Annotated in this window: 13 protein-coding genes; 2 read left to right on the top strand and 11 right to left on the bottom strand. The window is 50.3% G+C overall.

All coding sequences use genetic code 11. The annotated features are described in order from the left end of the window. Nucleotides 1-29 precede the first annotated feature (29 nt). From BM485_11485 to BM485_11440, 10 genes are all read right to left on the bottom strand, one after another. A complete protein-coding gene (locus BM485_11485) occupies nt 30-1,202 on the bottom strand; it encodes a hypothetical protein (protein ID OKY74852.1) in 1,173 nt (390 codons plus the stop codon). Continuing rightward, nucleotides 1,202-3,145: a hypothetical protein gene (locus BM485_11480; protein ID OKY74851.1), complete on the bottom strand. Its 1,944-nt coding sequence runs from the start codon at nt 3,143-3,145 to the stop codon at nt 1,202-1,204. Before BM485_11480 ends, BM485_11485 begins: the two co-directional genes overlap by 1 nt. Continuing rightward, on the bottom strand, nt 3,126-4,763 hold the full coding sequence (locus tag BM485_11475; GenBank protein ID OKY74850.1) for a hypothetical protein: 1,638 nt from the start codon (nt 4,761-4,763) through the stop codon (nt 3,126-3,128). The genes BM485_11480 and BM485_11475 overlap by 20 nt, the downstream gene beginning before the upstream one ends. Next, nucleotides 4,751-5,389 carry a hypothetical protein gene (locus BM485_11470; protein ID OKY74849.1) on the bottom strand — a complete coding sequence of 213 codons (639 nt, stop codon included), beginning with the start codon at nt 5,387-5,389 and terminating at the stop codon, nt 4,751-4,753. The genes BM485_11475 and BM485_11470 overlap by 13 nt, the downstream gene beginning before the upstream one ends. Next, complete coding sequence (locus tag BM485_11465) at nt 5,371-6,849, bottom strand: hypothetical protein (protein ID OKY74848.1); 1,479 nt, start codon at nt 6,847-6,849, stop codon at nt 5,371-5,373. Before BM485_11465 ends, BM485_11470 begins: the two co-directional genes overlap by 19 nt. Before the next feature lie 10 nt (nt 6,850-6,859). Further along, the gene (locus tag BM485_11460) at nt 6,860-7,534 is read right to left on the bottom strand and encodes a hypothetical protein (GenBank protein ID OKY74847.1); all 675 of its coding nucleotides are present in this window, start codon (nt 7,532-7,534) and stop codon (nt 6,860-6,862) included. A gap of 51 nt (nt 7,535-7,585) precedes the next feature. Next, nucleotides 7,586-9,670, bottom strand: a complete 2,085-nt coding sequence (locus BM485_11455; protein OKY74846.1) for a hypothetical protein — start codon at nt 9,668-9,670, stop codon at nt 7,586-7,588. Between the two features lie 408 nt (nt 9,671-10,078). Further along, nucleotides 10,079-11,212, bottom strand: a complete 1,134-nt coding sequence (locus BM485_11450) for a hypothetical protein (GenBank protein OKY74845.1) — start codon at nt 11,210-11,212, stop codon at nt 10,079-10,081. Between the two features lie 543 nt (nt 11,213-11,755). After that, nucleotides 11,756-12,073: a hypothetical protein gene (locus BM485_11445; protein ID OKY74844.1), complete on the bottom strand. Its 318-nt coding sequence runs from the start codon at nt 12,071-12,073 to the stop codon at nt 11,756-11,758. Between the two features lie 390 nt (nt 12,074-12,463). Then, a complete protein-coding gene (locus BM485_11440; GenBank protein ID OKY74843.1) occupies nt 12,464-12,700 on the bottom strand; it encodes a preprotein translocase subunit TatC in 237 nt (78 codons plus the stop codon). Nucleotides 12,701-13,006: 306 nt separating this feature from the next. Here BM485_11440 and BM485_11435 point away from each other — a divergent pair, with 306 nt between their 5' ends. Together BM485_11435 and BM485_11430 are read left to right on the top strand one after the other, a co-directional pair. After that, a complete protein-coding gene (locus BM485_11435; protein OKY74842.1) occupies nt 13,007-14,392 on the top strand; it encodes a hypothetical protein in 1,386 nt (461 codons plus the stop codon). 105 nt (nt 14,393-14,497) lie between these two features. Next, the gene (locus tag BM485_11430) at nt 14,498-15,031 is read left to right on the top strand and encodes a two-component system response regulator (protein OKY74841.1); all 534 of its coding nucleotides are present in this window, start codon (nt 14,498-14,500) and stop codon (nt 15,029-15,031) included. Between the two features lie 11 nt (nt 15,032-15,042). Here the strand turns inward: BM485_11430 and BM485_11425 are convergent, their stop codons facing one another. Then, nucleotides 15,043-16,347 carry a hypothetical protein gene (locus BM485_11425; protein OKY74840.1) on the bottom strand — a complete coding sequence of 435 codons (1,305 nt, stop codon included), beginning with the start codon at nt 16,345-16,347 and terminating at the stop codon, nt 15,043-15,045. Between the last annotated feature and the right edge of the window lie 10 nt (nt 16,348-16,357).

The raw sequence follows: 16,357 nt of genomic DNA, 5'->3' as shown, positions 1-16,357 counted from the left end.
ACCGCGTTGACCGCCGCCTGTCACCATCGTTAATATTTTTTATGGCACTGGACACAAAGGTCTTTTGTTCCGCTGAAGACAAGATGATATTTGAAATCCGAACCCATCGGGGTATGACAGCTGACACAGCTCACCATCTGATCGGAGCGGGGGTCGCGCACCTTCTCGCCCACCGGATGGGTAAATTTTCCCTGGGTTTCATGACAGCGGGTGCAAACGGTATTCCCGTCTCCCTTCAGCATTGCCAATTCATTCGAGCCATGCACATCATGGCACTCCGTACACACCCCGGAATCCCTGTGCCGGTACATCTTGGCATCATAGTAGGCCATGGAGTCCACGTGGCAATTACGGCAGACCTGCCCCTGTCCGCCATGCAGCATTTTTTCGTCATCGGCGGCATGGGGGGAATGACAACTGGTGCACTTATTTTCCGCCGCACCGGTTAAATGACTGTGGCGCGTGTGCATTTTTTCCGCAACAGCGCCATGACAACCAAGACAGACAGCGGTTCCGTCCTGCTGCCCTCCTGTTCCATGGCAATCGTTGCATCCCTTGGCAAAGGGGGCATGCAACACATTGCGCACCAGCCCCTTGCGATCACTGCCGTGGGGATTGTGACAGGAAAGACAATTGCCGACCTGGGCTGGATAATTCGGGTGTTGCCGAGATATATCCTGGGACTTGTGGCATGACAGGCAGACTTTATCCGGTTCATCCTTCAACAGCTGATTGTAATTTGACTGATGCGGTCGGTGACACGCAAAACACTGCCCCTGGGCATAGGGTGTATGGGTATGTTTGAATTTTTTCGGCAATTTTTCATGGCAGCTGAAACAGGTTTCCGTCAGTTGGTCCCGCAAAAGAGCTGCTCTGCTGCCGGCATGAGGCTCATGACAGGACAGACACTTGCCCGCGCGCACCGGCTGATGCACCGTCCCTTGACTGAAGGATTCTTTTTCCTTCTGATGACAGCTATAGCAAAGTTCGGCACCCTCTTTATCCAGAAGTCCCTTGAAATGGGCGACATGAGGATTGTGGCAAGCGCTGCATTGCCCGGCAGCGAGGGGTTGATGAACAACTTTATTGGAAAACTGTTCTTTCTTATGACACTGGAAGCAGACGTTTTCCGCTGCGGCATGACCAGGAAAAAGAAAGGCAGCAAGCCAGAAAATAACCAGAATACGGAGATGAGATATCATTATTTTCCGCCCTCCCCGGGATGACATGGACGACACTGGCCCTGGGCAAAAGGATTATGACTGACGGGAAACAACAATCCCTTGGCCGGGCCGCCATGGGGGTCATGGCAGCCCAAACAGGAATCGCTTCCCGGACGAATTCCCTGATGAACGCCGATAAATCGCGCGTCACTGATGGTATGGCATTCGGCGCATAGATCTCCGCCTTTTTTCAGCAGGAGTCCCTTTGTAGCCGACCCATGGGGATCATGACAGGTGGTGCAGTTTTCCTTTGCCGGCTGGTGGGCAACGCCTTCCTGCCAATATTTGGAAATTTCCTCATGACAGGAAAGACAGAGATCAGGCTGATTTTTTTTCAGGATTTTCGGCTGCGCGGAACCATGGGCGGCATGACAAGCCCCGCAATTCTTGCTGCCGACAGGCGCATGAACATGAGCGGACTCCGTTATCTTGCGGCCCATGGGGCCATGGCAGGAAAGACACTTCTCCCCCGGATCGGCAATTAAATTAAAGGCGTAATCTCCCCCATGGGGGGAATGGCAGGATCGGCAATCCTTTCGGGCAAAAGGCTCATGTGGTGTCACGTTCGCAGCCTGTTTCTCCAGGGTCTGATGACAGGAAAAACACAATTTCCCTCCGGCCTCGGTTTCTTTCAACAGTTTTGGCCGTTCTCCCTGATGCGGCTCATGGCAGCCGCTGCAGTCGCCGTCGGCAAAAGGTGTGTGAAGACTGAAGCTGCCCATTTCCTTGGCGCTTTGCTGATGGCAGGCGAGACAAAGTGTTTTTTCGTTCTTGACCAGCAATTTTTTCTCCGTGCTTTGGTGCGGATTATGGCAATCAAGGCATTTCCCCTGGGAGGCGGGTGAATGAGCACCCCTTCCCCGGCCAAATGTTTTGCTGTCATGGCAGGAATAACAGAGCTCTCCGGCCTCGGCGGCCAGCAATGCGTCACTCTCTGCGGCATGTCCCACATGACAGGAAAGACACCGCCCATCCGTGTATGGGGCATGGGTGCTTTTTGCGACATCATCCTTTTTTAGCTGGTGGCAGCCGACACAGGCTTTTTCCGGGGCAACGGCAAGCATATCCCGGTAATCACTGGCATGGGGCGAATGGCAATCAAGACATTTCCCCTGGGCAAACGGCGCATGCACCTTTTTTTTCTTATCGTCAAGCCCACTATGACAGGTCAGACAATTTGCATTGGCATTGCCGGCGTCCTTGAGCGCCATCGTCTCACCCTTCGCCGCATGGCAACTGCCGCACTCACCCTTCACCATGGGTTGATGGACGACGCTGCGCAAAAGCGACTGACCGTCCGCACTATGAGGATTATGACAGAGCACGCAACCGCTTTGCACGGGGAAGCCATAATGTTTCTCGCGAAAGGCCTTATCCGGGGTGTGGCAGGTAAGACAGAGTTCGTCAGCTCCCTGCTTCAGCAGGAAATCGGCATTCGAGCCATGGTTCAGGTGGCAGGTGGCGCACCCCTCTTTGACCGGAGCATGAACATTCTTTCGCAAAATGGTTTTGCTGTCATGACAGGAAAAACAGAGGTCTGATCCGGGAATTTTCAATAATCCCTTGTGCGGACTGTTATGCACCTCGTGACAGTCCACACACTTCCCCTCGGCAACGGGCTGATGCACGCTCTTCATCTTGGCTTCTTCAGCCTGTTGCCGGTGGCAGACATAACACTGCTCAGGGGGATTCCGACGCAGATAAACACCGCCGATCATACCGTGATGCAGGTGGCATCCCTCACAATTATTTTCCAGAACCGGCTTATGCACAACCCCCTGTTTATAGGCGGCAGCAAGATCCGCATGACATTCAACACAGTTTTTCTTGGGCTTTTTTGCCGGTTGGCCGGTAACGCAGGCAGAAACCAGACAACCCGCCAATGAAAGAACAAGCCAGAATTTAATTTTCCTTGCCGACATGAAAATCACCGAGCTCCTTTTTGAGTTTCTCCCAGACACGGTTGTTAATAGTGACCTCCGACCTTGCCTTCAACGCAGTCAAATATTTATCCCGCGCAAGCGCAAACTGTTGCATTTCAACCTGCTTGGCAACGGCTTCCCGGACATGATCAAGGGGCATGGGGGTGGCAGGAGTTTTCTTGATCAGCTTGATGATCGTATGGTGTCCGTTAATAAAGAAAGGAGCACTCACCTCCCCCGGACTGAGTTTGTCAAGCACCTCCCTGACCTTGGGATCAAGCTTATCATACTGCATATCCTGCGTCTCCGGTTCGCTTGAATAATAACGTGCCGCCACCGCAAAAAAATCCGTCCCCTTTTTCATCTCCCCATACATCATGTTGACAAGACCCTCTTCATCCTCCACCAGGGCGATGGAAACCATGGCCGGCCGGGAATAACCGGCAAGGTTGTCATTGTAATACTTTTCGACATCCGCCTCGCTGACCATGATCTGCGGGCTGAAAAGACGTTTTTCCAGTTCTTTGATCAAACGGTGCTGCCGATAAAACTGATACAAAGGCCGCAACGGCTCTTTTTCCTCGTAATGCTCGTCCATCGCCCCCCGGCTGGTAAGCGTCTGGGCCAGTACGCCGTCAAGCAATTTTTTCTTGAAAGCATCCTCGCCTCCCACTTCATAGCCGTATTGGTTGCGGAACTGCATCTCCTTCGTGGCCAGGCCGAGAAAAACCCTGGCGGAATATGTTCCATTGTCCATGGTAATCAGCGTCTGATCAAGAAGTTTTTCGTCCGGAGCCTTGATGTCTAATTTATCAAGGAGTTCCCGGTTGATGGTGACCTTATATTTCTTCTTCAGTTCGTCAACAAGCTCCCGGGTCAACCGCTCCTCTTCTTCACTTCGTATTTCATCGGCAATGATCGGCTTGAGTTTTTGAAAATCTTCTTCGTCAAACCCCTTGCGCTCCATCAATTTTATGATGACATAACCTTTGCTCCATGGAAATGGATGGGTTATTTCGCCGGCAGCGATGGGCGCAAGAGCGGTCCGCCATTCAGGCTGCAATTGGTTTTCCCGCAGCTGTTTTTCCTCAAAAAACAACGCATCACTCTTTTCCTTGATCGCGGCATGAGCATAATCCGCTGCATCGATTTTTTTCTCCGTGATGCTGGAAAATGCCTGCTTCGCGGCCGCTTCATCGTTAAAATAAAGCAATTGCAAGCCTAAACGGGGGAGATATTTTTTCTCATACCGTTTTTTCAGCTCACTATCAGAGATCTCGACCCGGTCGGCGATCTTCTCTCCCTGATAGATCAACAGGGTTCGCGCCTTGAGAAAAACATCAAGTTTATGGCGGAATTCCGGCTCATTATAGAGTTCCATGCTTTCCGCCTCCTCAACCAGCATGTGCCAGTCGACAAAGGGATCAGGCGTGTCGGGCAAGGATGTTCCTTCTTCCTTCCAGTTGACCCACCAATTTCTAAAATCATCGCTGGTAAAATTCCGGCCGTTGATCACCGCCAGATTCTCAGGGCCCCAGAACCATGCCTGCACTTCACTCTGAACAAACACCATCGCCCAGAGCATGACAAGCCCTGCAATCAAACCTATTCTCCGCATTTCTTCACTCCTTCTTCAGCCCACACTTCAAGTATCTCATCCGACATAATTTGACTGAGCTGGGTAACGGTATTTACCAGCCCAAAATGCATTACCTTCCGAAACTCCTTCCCTTCTCTCCGATGATAAGTGGTCCACAAAATTTTTCCCGATTTTCCGTCATAAACCTGCATGTCCACCGACAAAACGGGGTTGACAAAATTGTCCCCCATCTTTTCCTCCATTTCCGTAATTCTGCCGCCAACCAGCAGATCCGCCTTGAGACGACTGCCGACGACTCGTAATTGGTCGATATCAGGCATCGCATTCGGATAAATACGAAGCTCGGTATATATCTTCCGTACATCTCCCTCCGAGGCAATATCGATGCCGGTATTACGGCTCATCTGAGATGCAAAAATTCGTTGAAAAACAATATCGCCTTGATCAAAACGGCTGGTATTGCCGAAAGGAAGTATTGCTGCCCGGCAAACGCCGTTTCCCTGATAAGCTATCTTTTTCTGCAACAGAAGGCGAGACGGGGTGCAGGAAGCGCACCAGATCGACACTCCGGCCAGAAACACAAAAAGACGGATGATACGAAAAATTTTCATTTCTTTCATGATTATCAGAATTCCGGTATCCATTCTTCCTGCTGCTTTTCCGTTTCGGCCTGTTCCTCCGGATGAACAAACTGCATGAGATCTTCAATTTTCTGCTGTGCCCGATTCCCCAGGACATCTTTCATAACAATGAGGCATTCAAGTTTTCGTCCTTCCGATTTCCCCGGATACGGTACACGGAAAGCAGCCGGAAGTTTTTCTCCCTGTTGCTGCTGCAGAACTTCGCCGTCGGCATACATCACCTCGGCACTCCAGAAATTGACCGGGAACCCATCCTCGCTGGCCAGTTCGACCTCAATGACATCTGTGCCGAGCGATGCAGTGACCTTCGGCCTGGGCGGATTATTCCGCAAAAAAACCTTACTGATCGCGGTTGCGACATTGTCCGCCCTGTCCCACACCTGCACGATAATTTCATGCACCCCGTCTTCCGCATTGCGGCCGTCCTGTCGTTTCCCTTTCCAGGTAAAACGTTTGGGCAGATTGCCGTTGCCTTCACTCCCGGCAACAGTCTCGCCGGCCAGGTTCCTCACCTGCAAAGTCCAGCGCGATATCGGTTCAGGCGCTTGCCACAAGGGGACAATAACAATACTCTCCTTGAAGGTGGGTATATCATGAACATCCAGCCCCTTCACCTTCAAAACCAGTTTGGGCGAACTGTTATCTATCTGGTAACTGCCCGCGTAAAAGACCTGTTTCTCTCCGGAGGGATAGACCAGGACAAGACTGACCGGAAGAGAGCCGTTCCAATCCGGAGCAAACCAGGAAATGGAAAAATTATTTTCTGCATTTTCAACAAGCTCAAGATAATTGTCATCGCCAACCATGAGCAATACCTGGGCCGGCGCTTCTTCCCCGCCGGCCAGACAAAGGGTCGTCGTGAACTGCACCTTGTCGCCCGGCTTGACAAACCGGGGCGACAGCGTTGTCTTTTCAACAAGGGAACATTGCTTGCCCGCATTCTGTTCAATGCTTGCAGGCCAGTTTTTCAGGAGATCCCCGGCAAGAAAAGGAAGCAGATCATCCATGCTCCGCGGCTCGTTGATGGCAAGAAAATTGGAAATATCCGCCTTGCTGCGGCCTCCCGCCTCGGTCCAGATCACCTTCCCGTCACTGGTGCGGACACAGGTAAGCACCATGCCGATGGCGGCCATGGGCAGTTCCTGGCGCTGACTGACGGTGCCGTAAAGAACCAGATCCGCCCCCAGTTCCTCCCGTAACTGAAAAATGTGGCTCGTCTCCATGAAGCCAAGCCATCGCAACCGGTTACGGGCAAGAAAGGCAATCATATCCTGTGACGGAATCACATCAAACCCTTTTTTTTCAAAGCTTTGCCGGAGAAAGTCGGTCAACGGAAAATTGACGCCATTACGCCCCTGGCTCAAATCTTCCACCGGCAACAGCGCAATGGTAACGGCGCCGGCCTTGGCGGCAACCAGCAGCGCCATAAAAAACACTACCATGACAAAACGTTTTGTGTTCATGGACCCCAACTCAGCCTTTCGGAGCGGCGTCTTTCTTATCATCGTTGGTGTCGTCATTTTCGTCACCTTTGCCGGGCGCAACCTCAACCGCCGGAACCGCTTCCTGTCCGACTTCGGCGGGGATCGTCCCCAGCAACTTCCCCACAAGTTTTGCGGCGACCATGAAGCGGTCGTCCGGAGTGATACCGAACAACCGCCCGATTATCGAATCACCGTCATAGTGGCCGCTGCCCTGCCACAGGACAAGGCCGGACTTGATCTCGACCAGACGCAGGGTAAGACTCATTTCCGGGACAGTGACCGAGCCGACTCGATTATCTCCGGCAATATCAACCGAACCGATCATAAGCGCCTGGACATTCAATCGTTGTCCCAAACGGCTCAACATCATCTGGCTGACCGGAGTGCCCGCCTCCACCGCCTCCTCATAAAGAACACTGTCGACTATTCCCTTGTCAACAGCGTCAAAGAGATTCATTTCAAGAATTTTGGTATTGATCACGTCACGCGCGAGTTCCGCGGCATACTTTTCATCAGTATTGTTCTGCAGAGGCAGAACCGCAACTCGTTTGACAAAATCAAGGGTGACATCTTCCCGGACAAAGGTGATCGTCTTCCTGCCGCTGCAACCACTGATCAGCAAAACAACAATGAGTACCAGGAGAAAATACGCTCTTCTTCTCATGAAATCAGTCCTTATCATTTTTTTTAACAAAAACCCGGAACAACCGCAAAATCAGTACCGGACATTCAATTGACCTCCGAAAGCCAAACGGCTGTCATTACGGTCATCGTTGAAAAAACGGCTCACCCGGCCGGTTTCGGAATCACTTTCCTTTCGATCAACATAATTGGCATAGAATTGCAAGGAAAAGATATCGTTAAGAATCCAGGTGTAGTTGGCATTGTAACTATCAGTCTCCTCCTGATGACTGTATCCAAGACTTAATTGCGTTTTGTAGGTGGGAGCCAAGGAAATCGTCATATTATAAAGAAACGGGGTCGAATCATCACTTTCCCAGGTCTGGGTTCCGGAAACACTCATGGCCAGGATATCGGAAGCCCGCCATGAAACAGTCAGATTGGCGCCCTTGCTCCAGCTGTCGGTTTCCCCACGGCTGGTGGAGTAAATCCCGGCAAGTTCGGTGGTCAAGCCGGGAGTCAGACGGGCGATGAAGCGCAGTGTCTGGCTGTAATCCTGGCTAAACAGATCGGTTTCCTCTTCACGACTGGTAAAATAAACCAGATCAAGGGTTGAGGTCAAATCAGGAAAAAGCAGTGCGGTAAAATAGGCATTATAATTATAGCCGCTATCGATCAGAGCATCATCTTCATAGTTCTCACTCCGGGTGACGCCAAGGTCCATATCAAGGGTCGGCAACAGCTGGGAGGCGCAACTTACCGCATAGGAACGGCCTTTTTCTTCCGGATCATCCGCCACCTCCTGACTCCTTGATTCGGAGGCGCTCATCCTGGACGAAAAAAAATCAACCGGCACCCAGGAGAGATAGGCCGAATTGGCGGTACGGTCGATATCATCGCCCAGCGCGGTTTCGCCGTCTTCCAGGGTAAGGCTGTAGCCGGTCATCCAGGCTTCGGTAATCTTCCAGCTGATACCGGTGTCCGCGGTGTAATGAGTCGTTTCGCTTTCAGACTCCACCTTTTGACCGGCAGTCCCGGTAATGATGGGGACTGCCTGCACGTTGGTGATGTTAAAGTCTTCAAGCAGCTGAATTTGCCTTTCCTCAAGCATAATATACCGGGCATGCTGCTCGGGTATCTCGAGCTCAAAGCGCTGCATGGTCCGATTGTAAATCGGCAACGGAGAAGGGGTTTGCGCCGTCCATTTCTTCCCATCCGAGCTTTGGTAAACATCCCAGCGGAAAAGCGCCGCATCGGCGGAGAGATCCTTGTCCGTGTAGAGATACAGCACATTGACCTGCTGGGGAGCATCAAGCTTGACGGCAAGATTGTAACGCCTGAGAGATGTAACCTGCGGAAGAGGCGACGCCATATCCTTTTCCCATTCCGGCATTTTAGCGTCATCAAAGTCAACAACCCCCCGCATGTCGGTTATCGTGACTCGAGGGCCGAGAACGGTTCCGCTGCTCCCCAGATCAGCCGAAAAATTCTGTTTATTTGATGAATATTGCCCTTGAAAAGAAATATTGACCCGATCCTGCCAGAGGGACTTGTCGGAAGTAAGGCGGAGATACTGGTTGGTGGCCGTGTTGGTGCTGTTTGCCGCATAATCGTCACTGATATTCTTATTGATGGTGTAGTAGATTTTCCCCACCAGCAGATCCCAGTCAACCATCATATCGCTGTTATTGTTTTTCGAATCGATCCTGGCTGGATCCTCGTCGTCAATGGTCTGGGACTGACCATACCCGAACTGGATTACAGGCACGTAATCTTTCTGCCAGTTACTGCGCCATCGACTCTGCCAATTTTTGTTGTCCAGATTCGAGCTCTCGGAATTGCGCATTTGCTGGGAGGTTCCTGAAAGATCCAGATAAAAAATATCATTGTTCAGCTGCAAATTGACGGTGGGAGCGATTGATTCGGTATCACGATCCTCCTCATAGCTCGTGCTGTAGCGGACAGACTCATCAAGGCCCAGGACCGGCGTCAGGGTCTGATCGAAATTCAACGTGGTATTCTGATTGAAACTGCTTGTGCCGCTTTCATCTTCCTCTTTACTGTAAGAGGCGGTACCGTTGAAGGTAATGGGTTTTGCATGGGCACAATCCGCTATGAGCGCCATAAGCAGCGTCAAAAAAACGGCCACAATGCTCTGTTGCGTAATCCCAGCCTTCATACGTTTTTTATTTCCCAAGCCCTGAAGAGATGTGCATGTTATGAGCGACCACTCAAACTCGTCTCCTTTAAAAGAACAATTCAAGAACGCAGCGACCAAGAGACAACATACTGAAAAAAAGGAAAAAAAATATACCGATTCATTATGAAATGATATTTTTTGACAAAATCACCATTCAGCAAATAAAACAAAAAAGATCCCCAATGACAAGTTAAACCGAAGCAACCATGAAGCATCATTCATTTTTTTTGCAAAAAAAATTCCGGCCCGGAAACGATTAGGAGGGAAGGGGTATCGTTTCCTGGCCGGAATTTATATCATGAGGCTAACTGTTTTCCGTTAGCAATTTCTCTTGTCAATTAATACGCACACGGAGTGCGGGCTTTACGCATAAGCAAAGATCACAAATTAAACGTCATCCTTGGTGGAGTGGCAGACAAAACAACCGCAATCAGTTTGATTTGATCCAGCATCTGCAGCGTTGCACTCATTGTAATCCCAACGGAGCATATCCTTATATGGAGATCCATGCACCCGATGACAGGAGATGCAGTTGACAATGGCATCGCCGTCAACATAAATGTCCGCGGAAACATCTTTATCCACAACGCCGGCTGTTTCGCTTTCAGTTGCCACCGGGGTGATCGGATTATACGCGGAGCTGCCCTCGTTATATCCGGCATAGTCCGGCTTTGTTTTGACATTGTTCATGTCATAGTCGGTGGGATGTCGCAACCATGCTGCCCCGAAACTTGCATCATCAGCACCAAGATCTCCGTCTCCGGAGTGGAAATTCCCGTGACATTCAGCGCAGAGATAATTGATGGTTTGCGTGGCGAGCCCGGCAACAGGCTGTGTATCATCAGCCCTGTCAAGTCCGAAATATTGATTATGATCGGCAGACCCGACTGTCAACTCCCAGTCATCATCTTCAGTGCCGATAATCTGATACAGAAAGCGATAGCTGGCAGCGGTTGAAGACCCGTCAATAGTGGTATCATCACCGTGATGAGCACCGGATATGGCACTGAAATCATCAAGCCCGGAACCCGCGTCGGTATGCATGCCGTGACAGCCGTAGACCCCGGCACAGGTCAACTGATTTACCCCCCAGTCTGCCGCGCCCGCGGTGGCGACCTGGGTATTGGCATCGAATGTGGAATTCCAGCCGGGAGGAGTTTTCCCGATAAGCGTATCCGCCACCGAAATACCAACCACGTTATGACCGTAGGTTTCATCTTGGGTTACCCAGTAAAAGGAACCGCCGGCGGTTTCCGTTCCCGCACCAGGTGCAGGACCCATAATATATGGTATGTTTTTTCCGTCGCCATTTGTGCCCGTGTGGCAACCAACACACCCATTGGCATTCGTCAAGGCGCCATAGGGGCCATCGCCGCTCACAGGATCGCTGTCCTGACTGTTATGCATAGTGTGACAGTTAACACAGGGGCCGGTCGCCTTGGAAAAAGAAAGCGACGGCAACAGAAAACAAACTCCGGCCATACCGACAAACAGCGCAACTCCCTTCATTCTTTTATTCATGAATCCCTCCATCTCGTTTTTTAGCTTGCCTTACCACGACTTTTACCTAGCATGATTTGAGCGGAATGGAAATGCGGCAAATTGTCGCACCGTCTCACGCCAACGTTATCCTCTTCCCACAATGTACCAGAGTCGCATAAAACATGCCATTCATCAATTTATTGTACGCTCTTCCTTTTCATCAAGACTATTGAACCAGTCTCATTAAAATATTAAAAAAACTTCAATCCGGCAAACACACAGTCAGTGTGCATTTCCACCGGAATCATCACCTGGCAAGGACAAACCGGCCGTCGCCGCGGCTTGCCGCGATTACCGTCCCGACCTTTTCTGAAATTTAGAGATACATTTTCTCCTGAACACTACAACTTAACTATTGAAACATTGAACAGTTACGGCATGAAAAAAACTTAAACACTAAAAAAAGTTAAGCGAGGAGTTAATTTTTTTTAGCCCACATCCTCTTTCACCTGCCTCCTTGCTAAAACCTGCAAAAACACAACAAACGATGTCGTTTTTCATTTTTAAAAAAGCAGGGGAAAATCAACTTGCCCGGATAAATTTCAACCCGGACCTGAACCCCTGATTATCTCTTCGCGACCACATAACGACCGCCTTTTTCGACATATTTTCCTGGGCATTACCAGCTATATTGACCATTTGACCAAGCTCAAGTTCGCCGTCGGTCATGATGCCCATGCCGGTTTCGCTGATGTTCAGCAAACGGGCCTCCATGCTGTCCAGGGAAAGAGCACGTATCTCAAGCATCATTGTCGATTCGCCGCCGAACTGTTCACAGGTAAGTCGTTTTGCCAACCTGCCGTCGGATAAAACGGTTGTGCTGTCACCTTCCATTTTCATTATTGCTCCCCGGACTTTATTATCTTCACAACCTTTGCGGCCGCAAACCTGATGCAGGCGCAACCGACATTACAAAAAAAATAGAATTAACAATCAATTAATTTAATTAATAACACAGATCCCCCTGTGGCGGTATGCGGTGAATTGTCGCACCCTGAAAAAGTGTCTCGCCAGGTGTATCATGCTGAAAATTTGGCCTGATAGCCCCGCTTGTAAGCACGTACAGTTGTTAATTTGATTCCACGAATGCAACTTCAGAAAAAAACAGGGATTGCCGCAGCAGCCGACAAGGCAACAGGTAGGTAGGTAGGTAGGTAGGTAGGTAGGTAGGTAGGTAGGTAGGTAGGAAAATCCGAGGAAAAGAAATCCCCGGATTTTCCCCGGCAGGAATTATTTTCCGCGTCGAATATAAAACTTGAAAAAACCACCGCCGTCTTCAGCGCCGAGAAACTCATGTCCCGATCGCTCGCACCAGCCCGGGAGATCGTTTTTTGACCCCGGATCCGTGCCCAGCACCTCAAGCACCTCGCCCAGCTTGATTTTACCAATAAACTGCTTGGTCTTAAGCAACGGCATGGGACAGCTTAATCCTTTTGCGTCCAACGTCAAATCAGCCTTCACATCCATGAGCTCCTCCATTTTAGCGTTGTCAGTTGATGAATAAATTGACAAGTTACCCTGAAAAGTATTTAACACACATAATGATTTGTACAGATGTGGTATAATGTCGCATATTCATTTTTTTTGTTGCTGTTCAGGAGACAGGAGCCGGAATAACATGCGGCAAAGGAACGAACCGGCATCCATCCGCAACTGACTCGATTTGCAAGCAGAACCTATGCGCGCAATTTCTTAGCCGGAAAAAGGTCCTGCTCCCGGTTTTGTGATACTGACTCCTGATTTCCGTCTTGCGGCCTCCAGAAGGAATATTCAGTGAATACAACCGATCAAAAAATCATATCCCCAACCTCGTACAGCAAGCAGAACATCACGTTTCTCTGGCTTCTTCGCCTCCGCTGGGCAACCATTGCCTGCCAAATTCTGCTGCTCTTCTTCAGCTTGAAAATTTTTCACCTTTCAATTTCACCCCCCCAGGCTTATATAACCATCGGCCTTGGCCTGATCAGCAACATTCTGCTTTACGGTCTATTGCGGGCAAAAAAAGAAATTCCCTGCAGGATGCCGTCGCTGGTCATGTCGCTTGACGTGACATTGATGACTCTGCTCTTTTTCAATGTTGTTTCCATTTTCAACCCCTTGAACATTCTTTTCATCATTTATATTGTCCTGGGCGCCTTGTTGCTGGAAAAAACTTGTTCTTACTCCCTTGCCGGCTTCACTGTCTTCTGTTACTCACTCTTTTTTTATTTTTCCGATCCGGCCCGGCTTGACCATTCCCTGCTGGCAGGCTCAGACCTGGCCGGCTTGCAACCCGATCTCCTGGCTGTTTTCAACAATCAAATGGATGCCTATTTGCGCAGCCACAGTTATTTCATGTTTTTCATCTTTTTCCTGGTGGTTATTCTTATTGTCTACCCGGTGGGCCAGATCAAAAAAAACATGCAGGAACAGGAAGCCGTGCGCAAGGAACTTGACGAAGAAAAAATGCGAAACGAAAAACTCGCCTCCCTGGCCACTTTTGCCGCCGGCGCGGCCCATGAATTTTCCACACCGCTCTCCACCATTGCCGTGGCCGCCGGCGAAATGCTCTTTCATTTCAAAAAAAACGGTGGCGACAAAAATTTAATAGACGATACACGGCTTATCCGCGATCAAGTATCACGCTGCAAGGAAATCCTTTACCAGATGTCGGCCGACAGCGGTAAACTTCTTGGAGAAGCGGTTGACAAATTCAGCATTAAAGAGCTAGTGTATGAAGCCATGGCCTTGTTCAATTTTGAGAATCTGCAACAGGTCAATTTTATCAACCAGGTTGGTGATCTTCAGGTCGTGATGCCGGTTCGCACCTTGACCCGCACCATCCGGGAACTCATGAAAAATGCCATGGATGCCTCTGAGCCGGGATCACCGATTGACATCACATGCCGAAAAGACGCAAATTTTCTTTATTTTGAAGTGTTGGATCACGGGACGGGCATGGACCCGGATTTTCTCAAGCGAGCAATTGAACCGTTTTACACCAGCAAGCAACCAGGAAAAGGCATGGGCCTTGGCCTCTATCTTGCTAAAATTATGGCCAACCGATTCGGCGGCGACTTAAAGCTCATCTCCAAACCGGGGGAAGGAACAACCGCCGTGCTTACTTTTGCCCTGGAACGGGTTGAAGCAAGCCGTTTGCGAAGAAACACCAATGGCTGACCCAGGTTGGCCGACGACAGTAAACCATGAAAGTCCGGCATTCGGCCTGGGTAATTTTGAGGCGGGTCCGATGTGACTATAAATGCAGGGGAGAACGTTTTACAAATGGAAGCTATTCTTATCGTCGACGATGAAGATCTTTTTCGAAGCAGGATGGGCAGGGCTTTTGAAAACAGAGGATTCGTCGTTTACATGGCGGCAAATTACGATGAGGCCATGGAAATCATCGAGCGACACAAGCCGAAACTCGCGGTGGTGGACATGAAGATGCCCGGAAAATCGGGACTTGAACTGATCAGGGATGCCCTGCAAATTGACCCTGCGCTCAAAGCGGTTGTCTTAACCGGTTACGGCAGCATTGCCACGGCAACGGATGCAGTCAAATTAGGGGCTGTTTACTACCTGCCGAAGCCCGCGGACGTGGGCGATATCCTGAACGCATTTACCCGTAATCCCGAAGTGGAAATCGACAACCAGGAGGAAGATTTCATGGCACCCTCCCTGGCCAGAACGGAATGGGAACATATCAACCGGGTTCTGGCGGATTGCGGCGGCAACATCTCGGAAACAGCAAAAAGGCTTGGCATCCATCGAAGAACCCTGCAAAGAAAGCTCTACAAGTACCCACCCGACAAATAACTTCCCTCCTGCTACTTCGCCGATTTATCGCCGGGGCCGAACAAGGAAACAGAGGCCTCAAACTGCACATCCAGCACCTGCACCCTCTTATTAAAGAGGTCTGCCACGATGAGATTTCCCTGTCTGTTCAAAGCCAGATCCGCCGGAAAATTAAACCAGCGCGGCGACCGTCCAAAGCCGCCGATTTCAAAAAGAAATCGTCCGGCAAAATTATAGAGCAGAATCGTGTGGCGCATATAATCAACGACATAGATGCTCTTTTTCTCCTCGTCAACCGCCAACGCCCGAGGACGACTCATCTTGCCTTCGGAACCGCCTTTCTGGCCGAAGGAAAAAAGATATTGTTCCGCGGCGTTATAGACATACACCTTACTGGTTTCTTCACTCAAAAGATAAATATGCCCCTTGGAATCGCACACCACATCCGTCAATTGTACCGCCCCGGCCGGATCAGTAACATTCGCGCCTTCTTCGGCTTCTTTTGTCACCGGCCTGAGAAATTCCGGTAAACCTTCCATTTCCGCCGCCCGTTGATCCCGGGGTTGCGGTTCCTCATTGCCGGCTGGCGGCGTCTCGGCTTGAGGCTCGCCCTCTTCGGTCGCATCGCCCAATGATTCCGATTCCCGCAAGCCGCCGACGCCTTCCCCCGCAACAGGCGCTTCTTCCTCGACCTGCACTTTATCCTTCGGTTTCAGCCAACGAAGAAATTTTCCGTCCTTGTCCAAAACGAGCGCTCCGGGCATATTGGTGGGAACAATATACATATTGCCGTTTATGCCGACGGAAAGACGGCCGGGAATAAAGGATTCGGCTCCCGGGATGTCGGCAAAGGTAATTTCCTTTTCAAGGAAAAAAGCACCGTTCAGGATCGTCAGCCGAGGAGGTTTCCCGGCAGACTGCCCCTGGCAGACAAAAAGACGCCCATCGTCGGCGACATGGAGACCGTTGGGCGTTTCTACTCCACGGCCGACACCAAGGGAAATTTTTGGGAAATAATCAGACCCGTACACACTAATCCGACCCTTGCCACCCGTTACCACATACGTTTCATCCATCGTTTTATCAAAAAAAACAATGGAGGGAAACTGCAGCGGCGCACCCTGATCATCTTCCGTTATAATCGCAACCGTCTTGACAGGGACATGCCATGGCGAACCGTCATCCTGCTGGGCGCGGAGGGACGGGACAAAGACAGCAAGAAGAATCGAGCAGAAGACAAGAGGCAGCATGACCCGCATTGCCGACCGCGGAAAACAATTTGATCTGCTGCCGGTTATTGTGTCCATGAATGTGATAAGTAATTCCGATGAATTCATTAGGAGAATC

Source organism: Desulfobulbaceae bacterium DB1 (genome assembly GCA_001914235.1).
In the GTDB taxonomy this organism is placed as follows: domain Bacteria; phylum Desulfobacterota; class Desulfobulbia; order Desulfobulbales; family SURF-16; genus DB1.
This window is presented reverse-complemented; position numbering and strand designations above follow the sequence as displayed.

Excerpts from the sequence above, each read along its gene's own strand:
- BM485_11485 (OKY74852.1), bottom strand. The coding sequence starts at position 1,202 with ATGATATCTCATCTCCGTATTCTGGTTATTTTCTGGCTTGCTGCCTTT.
- BM485_11480 (OKY74851.1), bottom strand. The coding sequence starts at position 3,145 with ATGTCGGCAAGGAAAATTAAATTCTGGCTTGTTCTTTCATTGGCGGGT.
- BM485_11475 (OKY74850.1), bottom strand. The coding sequence starts at position 4,763 with ATGCGGAGAATAGGTTTGATTGCAGGGCTTGTCATGCTCTGGGCGATG.
- BM485_11470 (OKY74849.1), bottom strand. The coding sequence starts at position 5,389 with ATGGATACCGGAATTCTGATAATCATGAAAGAAATGAAAATTTTTCGT.
- BM485_11465 (OKY74848.1), bottom strand. The coding sequence starts at position 6,849 with ATGAACACAAAACGTTTTGTCATGGTAGTGTTTTTTATGGCGCTGCTG.
- BM485_11460 (OKY74847.1), bottom strand. The coding sequence starts at position 7,534 with ATGAGAAGAAGAGCGTATTTTCTCCTGGTACTCATTGTTGTTTTGCTG.
- BM485_11455 (OKY74846.1), bottom strand. The coding sequence starts at position 9,670 with ATGAAGGCTGGGATTACGCAACAGAGCATTGTGGCCGTTTTTTTGACG.
- BM485_11450 (OKY74845.1), bottom strand. The coding sequence starts at position 11,212 with ATGAATAAAAGAATGAAGGGAGTTGCGCTGTTTGTCGGTATGGCCGGA.
- BM485_11445 (OKY74844.1), bottom strand. The coding sequence starts at position 12,073 with ATGAAAATGGAAGGTGACAGCACAACCGTTTTATCCGACGGCAGGTTG.
- BM485_11440 (OKY74843.1), bottom strand. The coding sequence starts at position 12,700 with ATGGATGTGAAGGCTGATTTGACGTTGGACGCAAAAGGATTAAGCTGT.
- BM485_11430 (OKY74841.1), top strand. The coding sequence starts at position 14,498 with ATGGAAGCTATTCTTATCGTCGACGATGAAGATCTTTTTCGAAGCAGG.
- BM485_11425 (OKY74840.1), bottom strand. The coding sequence starts at position 16,347 with ATGAATTCATCGGAATTACTTATCACATTCATGGACACAATAACCGGC.